The sequence below is a fragment of the Protofrankia sp. CiT1 genome (assembly GCF_917627335.1).
Taxonomy (GTDB): domain Bacteria; phylum Actinomycetota; class Actinomycetes; order Frankiales; family Frankiaceae; genus Protofrankia.
The window spans coordinates 1-4,544 of the sequence record NZ_CAKJTP010000134.1 but is presented as its reverse complement, the minus strand read 5'-3'; the positions used below and the strand labels follow the sequence as shown (position 1 = coordinate 4,544).

General features: G+C 66.7%; 6 protein-coding genes. All 6 read right to left on the bottom strand.

Annotated features, from left to right (window positions below; genetic code table 11):
* Positions 1-175: 175 nt before the first annotated feature.
* The gene (locus MJ785_RS17260; protein ID WP_239308675.1) at positions 176-922 is read right to left on the bottom strand and encodes an MBL fold metallo-hydrolase; all 747 of its coding nucleotides are present in this window, start codon (positions 920-922) and stop codon (positions 176-178) included.
* Positions 919-1,542 carry a hypothetical protein gene (locus MJ785_RS22355; RefSeq protein WP_370651441.1) on the bottom strand — a complete coding sequence of 208 codons (624 nt, stop codon included), beginning with the start codon at positions 1,540-1,542 and terminating at the stop codon, positions 919-921. The genes MJ785_RS17260 and MJ785_RS22355 overlap by 4 nt, the downstream gene beginning before the upstream one ends.
* Positions 1,543-1,722: 180 nt before the next feature.
* A complete protein-coding gene (locus tag MJ785_RS17250) occupies positions 1,723-2,670 on the bottom strand; it encodes a PLP-dependent cysteine synthase family protein (protein WP_239308674.1) in 948 nt (315 codons plus the stop codon).
* Positions 2,671-2,683: 13 nt separating this feature from the next.
* Positions 2,684-3,007 (bottom strand): MoaD/ThiS family protein, encoded by a 324-nt coding sequence (locus tag MJ785_RS17245; RefSeq protein WP_239308673.1) that lies wholly within the window; start codon positions 3,005-3,007, stop codon positions 2,684-2,686.
* A 260-nt stretch (positions 3,008-3,267) separates the two neighbouring features.
* The gene (locus MJ785_RS17240; protein WP_239308672.1) at positions 3,268-3,672 is read right to left on the bottom strand and encodes a Mov34/MPN/PAD-1 family protein; all 405 of its coding nucleotides are present in this window, start codon (positions 3,670-3,672) and stop codon (positions 3,268-3,270) included.
* A 76-nt stretch (positions 3,673-3,748) separates the two neighbouring features.
* Positions 3,749-4,285 carry a DUF2017 domain-containing protein gene (locus tag MJ785_RS17235; RefSeq protein ID WP_239308671.1) on the bottom strand — a complete coding sequence of 179 codons (537 nt, stop codon included), beginning with the start codon at positions 4,283-4,285 and terminating at the stop codon, positions 3,749-3,751.
* Positions 4,286-4,544: the final 259 nt, after the last annotated feature.

Sequence of the window (4,544 nt, the reverse complement as noted above, 5' to 3'; positions counted from 1 at the left end):
CCGACCACCAAGCGGACATCACAGCCATGGCGGGCGGCATCCCACGGATGGCGACGCCGGCCCGCCGCGCCCAAGCGGCCCCTGGCCGCGTTCTCGGCCACACCGATACACCTCATCCGGTATCGGTGTGGCCCGCGGCCGTGCCAGCAACCACCTGGACGCGGCTCCCTGACGGCTAGATCTCGTAGACGGCGCCGGTCTCAGCGAGGCTCAGCGGGCCGTCGAACGTGCCCGCCGCCTCCTCCTGACTACGCTGCATGTCGCCCCAGGGCACGAGATGGGTGAGCACGAGGCGCCCGACGTCCGCCTTGGTGGCGTGCTCCCCCGCCTCGCGGCCCGACAGGTGAATGCCCGGCGGGTTGTCCTGGACATCCAGGTAGGCCGCCTCGCACAGGAACAGGTCAGCCTCCCGGGCAAGCTGGAGAAGCTGATCGCAGGCGCTGGTGTCACCCGAGTAGGTCAGCGAGCGCCCGTCGGCTGTCAAGCGCATGCCGAAGGCCTCAACCGGATGCGACACCCTTTCCAGATCGATCCGGAAAGGACCCACGTTCAACCGCCCCGGACTGATCGTCCGAAAATCATAGATATCAGCCAGAGAATCATCGGGCCAACGCTCGAACGCCGCGCACAGGCGTTCCTGGGTATTGATCGGCCCGTAGACCGGAAGCTTCGGGGGCATCCCCTCGGGATGGTAACGACGGGCGTAGGCATTCACCACAAGATCAAGGCAGTGGTCGCCATGCAGATGGGAAATGAGCACCGCGTCGACGTCCCGCAGGTCGCAGTGCCGCTGCAGTTCGCCCATGGACCCGTTCCCGGCGTCCACCACGAGCCGGAAGCCGCCGGACTCGATCAGATAGGACGAACACGCCGACCGGGGCCCCGGATAGGTGCCCGAACATCCCAGCACGGTGAGCTTCATCGAGTCACCCCCGATCCCGCCGGCCGGGCTCCCGCCACGACGGGCCGGGGCCACGCCGCCGTACCGAACCGGGCCGGCTCCCGGCGGGGACCCTGCACGATTTCTTGCCTGCTGCTCGCCAATGTGACGCCCTCTCCCATAAAAAAGCCGATGACGCCGGTCAACAAAGGATAACGGGTGCAACCCGGGATTATTGTGTCCACATCGACTTCCTGAAATGGCGCCAGATAAGCCCTGGTCAGTTCCGGCAACTGTCGGCTGTCCGTATCACCACGTTCGATCACGTCCATGAAAGCGGGGCGGGTCACGCCCATACGCCGGGCGGCAGCCCTGGTTGGGGAGGCATGCGCACGGGCACCACCGGCGCCCGCAACGGCCATACGAGGGGTCACCTCAATCGGCCGGATGTCACCGGGTCCCCCGCCGCACCGCCTGGCCGCGGCCGCGGGACCGTCGGCCCGCCGGCCTGGCTCGGCCGACAGCCGTGATCCGCTGGGACCGAGCCGCATGCCAGCGGCGGGACGACCGGTGGAGCCGGGCGGAAGCTGATCGAGCATCGCCCGCACACCGACGTGGCCGTCGCCCGCGCTGTCGAATACCCCGATGGGCGCGCCGCTCATGAGCGATCAGACTAAGCCCGAAATCCTGTTTTCACCCTGTGGCAGTGGTCACGATACCCCTGTCGAATTTTGGACACCCCGATCCGCGTAGGCATCCCAACGGCTCCCGGGCCACCGGACAGAAAATCGTGACCATTACCACATCGGATCGCTGGGCCGGTACGCCCGCACATCTTCCGATCATGCCCAGAGCTGGCCCTCCAACGCCGCCTCCGCCTCCTCCAGGGTGCCCGCGTAGGCGCCGGTGGACAGGTACTTCCAGCCACCGTCACAGACGATGATGGCGATATCGGCACGCTGCCCGGCCCGCACACACTTCTCGGCCTCGATCAGGGCCGCATGCAGGATGCATCCAGTCGAGATCCCAGCGAAGATCCCTTCCATCTCGACCAGCTCCCGAGTCCGACGCAGTGACTCTTTTGGGCCCACGGATATACGGGTAGTAAGCACACTCTCGTCGTAAAGCTCGGGAATGAATCCTTCATCAATGTTACGGAGACCGTAGACAATCTCGCCGTACCGGGGTTCCGCGGCGATGATCCGGATACCAGGTACTCGTTCGCCGAGGAAACGTCCGGTGCCCATCAGCGTCCCGGTGGTGCCGAGACCCGCGACAAAGTGGGTGATGGTCGGGAGATCTTCGAGAAGCTCCGGCCCGGTCGTCTCATAATGCGCCTGCGCGTTCGCCGGATTGCCGTACTGGTAAAGCATCACCCACTCGGGATGTTCGGCCGCCAGCCGCTTGGCCACGGCGACGGCCTCGTTCGAGCCGCCGGCCGCGGGTGAGTAGACGATCTCGGCACCCCACATGGCGAGCAGCTGGCGCCGCTCGACAGAGGTGTTCTCGGGCATCACACAGATCAGTCGGTAGCCACGCTGGCGACAGACCATAGCCAGCGAGATACCGGTGTTGCCCGAGGTCGGCTCGAGGACGGTCGCGCCGGACGCGAGGATGCCGCGCTTCTCACCATCCATGATCATCCATAGGGCCGCGCGGTCCTTGATGGAACCGGTCGGGTTGTCCTGTTCCAGCTTGGCCCACAGGCGGACGTCCGGTGACGGTGACAGCCTCGGCAGACCCACCAGCGGGGTGCGGCCGACCGAGTCCACCAGAGAGTCGAAACGCATCGGTTCCGCTGACCTACCTGCCTGCTAGTCGGCCAAAGGCGGCTCGATCATCGGTGGAGCCCCCGGCGACGGCGGGCAGGATGGTTATGCTGTCACCATCGGTGATCTTTGCGTCGAGACCGCCGAGGAAACGGACGTCCTCATCGTTGACGTAGATGTTCACGAAGCGATGCAGCTCACCACCGCCATCCGCGGAGACGAGCCGGCCTCGCAGACCCGGGAAACGGCTGTCGATGTCGGTGAACAGCGCGTCGAGGGTGCCACCAGCGCCCTCGACGACCTTGGACCCACCCGTGTAGCTGCGCAGGATCGTCGGAACGCGGACCTGGATTGCCATTGGTGCTCCTCTCGGTGTTACACGATGTTGCTCAGTGTCGCTCGGCGCCGCCGGACACGGCCGAGTTCTTCATCATCTCCGCTGGGGCGACGCGCCCGATACCACAACAACAGACATCCGCATCGGTGTGACAGCCACGCGGGGAACCGACGGGAGGGGTACCAGGATCCCGGCCGGTTCGCCCGGGGCCGCCGCGCGCGGGCACGGCTGGCTCGCCGCCGCGCCGGGGAGCACGCCAGCCACCCAGCGCGTCGCATGCCTCAGACGATTTCCACGGGTTCCTCTGTGACGGCTCCGTCGACGATGCGATACGACCGGACCTCGGTGTGCTCGGGATCACGGGTGGACGCGAGAACATAATGGGCGTTCGGTTCCGAGGCCAGCGAGATGTCCGTCCGGGAGGGGTACGCCTCGGTTGCGGTATGTGAATGATAGATCACCACTGGCTCTTCGTCCCGGTCGTCCATCACACGCCAGACCTTAAGCTGCTCGATGGAGTCGAACCGGTAGAACGTGGGCGACCGCTCCGCGTTTCGCATCGCCACGAAACGCTCCGGCCGGTCCGAACCGGCCGGCCCCGCCACAATCCCGCAGGCCTCGTCGGGGTGGTCTCGCCGGGCGTGGGCGACGATGGCCTCATAGACTGCTCGTTCGATACGCAGCACGGGCCCACCGTACGACGAGTGGCATCCACGGCGGGATGCCCGTCAGAGCGACATGGCGCGCAGGACCCGCCCCGCTTCACAACAGCGCATGCACAAGCTGGTTCTGCATGTCACCGAGGAACAGGTACAGCTCGACCACAGGTCTGCGTGGATCGTCACTCTCGACCGTGTAGAGAGCGTCGGCGGAGGCATCGTCGACCAGGTTGAGCCGGGTGCCGAACACCAGTCGCAGATCATTGAGGGTGACCAGCCAGTCCTGGATCTGATCATCATCGAGCAGGGTCCGCCCGCCGGTCGCGGGGACACTGGCCAGCACCCGGCGCGCGGCGGCGCGCTTACCCGCACGGAGATCGTCCGATGTCCGCCTGCGGTAGTCGGCCCCGGCATCAGGATCGTCGGGATAGGCGTCGGGCAGGAGCCGCGCCACCGCCGGATCGTCCGGCGGCGGTGGCGCGACAGCGCGCAACCCGACGATCGCCTCCAGCGGGTCGTCCACCGGCGGTGGTTCCAACAGCGCGTCGATCTGACCGATCAAATCGATCAACAGGGTCGCCTCGAGCGGACCGAGGACTACCTGGATGCCGTCTTTGGTACGACTGAAGCCGTTGGACACGTTCTCCCGCCCAAGATCGCCATTGCTCGACCGAACCCCGTCGCGGGCGCGCGCAGGGTCCGCCCGGCAGCTGCTGCGCCAGTGGAAAGACGCGGCAGCCGGAAGACGCGCCGTCCGGGAAACGGGCGGTCTGGCTCCGGGCTCACCGTGCTCCATCCGGACCGGCAGTCCCGAGCCTACCCATCCCCACGCCAAACCAGCCCGGCTCGGGCCAGCCCGGCACCCGGCGCGGCCGGCGAACAACTCCCATACACGCCCT

What these genes read in the sequence shown, in the direction of transcription:
- MJ785_RS17245 (WP_239308673.1), bottom strand. Translation starts at nt 3,007, where the DNA reads ATGGCAATCCAGGTCCGCGTTCCGACGATCCTGCGCAGCTACACGGGT.
- MJ785_RS17250 (WP_239308674.1), bottom strand. Translation starts at nt 2,670, where the DNA reads ATGCGTTTCGACTCTCTGGTGGACTCGGTCGGCCGCACCCCGCTGGTG.
- MJ785_RS22355 (WP_370651441.1), bottom strand. Translation starts at nt 1,542, where the DNA reads ATGAGCGGCGCGCCCATCGGGGTATTCGACAGCGCGGGCGACGGCCAC.
- MJ785_RS17260 (WP_239308675.1), bottom strand. Translation starts at nt 922, where the DNA reads ATGAAGCTCACCGTGCTGGGATGTTCGGGCACCTATCCGGGGCCCCGG.